Source organism: Micromonospora sp. AB353 (assembly GCF_049538395.1).
Classification (GTDB): Bacteria; Actinomycetota; Actinomycetes; order Mycobacteriales; family Micromonosporaceae; genus Micromonospora; species Micromonospora aurantiaca.
In genome coordinates this window covers 1-565 of sequence record NZ_JBMVFV010000190.1, presented here as the reverse complement: position 1 = coordinate 565, position 565 = coordinate 1, and the positions used below count along the sequence as shown (strand labels likewise).

Sequence of the window (565 nt, the reverse complement as noted above, 5' to 3'; positions counted from 1 at the left end):
TCGAACCACCACATAACCGGGGAGCCCTCCTCGCGCCGCTGACGGCGCGCGGAGGGCTCCCACCCCCGCCAGCGGCCCGGCTGGCCGCGGTGTCCCCCGCCGGGGCATCCGGGCCGCACTGCGCCCGCCCATCCCACCCGCACCCTTATGCGGGTTTTTTTCGTATATGACCACGAGGCGAAGAAGGTTCTCATACGGTCATCTTCAGCAGCTACAACCGATTTGTAGCGAAGGCCGCCTCGCCAGGGCGAAGCGACCTTGTCAGGTACAAGGAGAGGGCAGAGAGCTCCGATGTCCAACTACCTTCGCAATAACGATGACGCCACCAGCAAGACCATCTCCCCGCTCCGGCGTCGCCGGATGTGGCTCGCCACCGGCGTTGTGGGCCTGACCGGAGCGGTCAGCCTCGCCGGCGTGGCCTACGCGACCACCGGGGCCACCGGCCCGCACCGGCTCGCCGACGTCAAGTGGTCGACCACGCAGCAGCTCAGCGACGACCACGGCGACAAGGGCGCCGAGGGCGACCACGGCCGCGACGGCTACGACAAGGACGGGTACGGCAAGG

Annotated in this window: 1 pseudogene; it reads left to right on the top strand. The window is 68.7% G+C overall.

Going from position 1 to position 565, the window contains the following annotated elements:
- Nucleotides 1-291: 291 nt before the first annotated feature.
- Nucleotides 292-565, top strand: a pseudogene (locus ACPCK6_RS29625) (hypothetical protein); the annotation flags it as partial.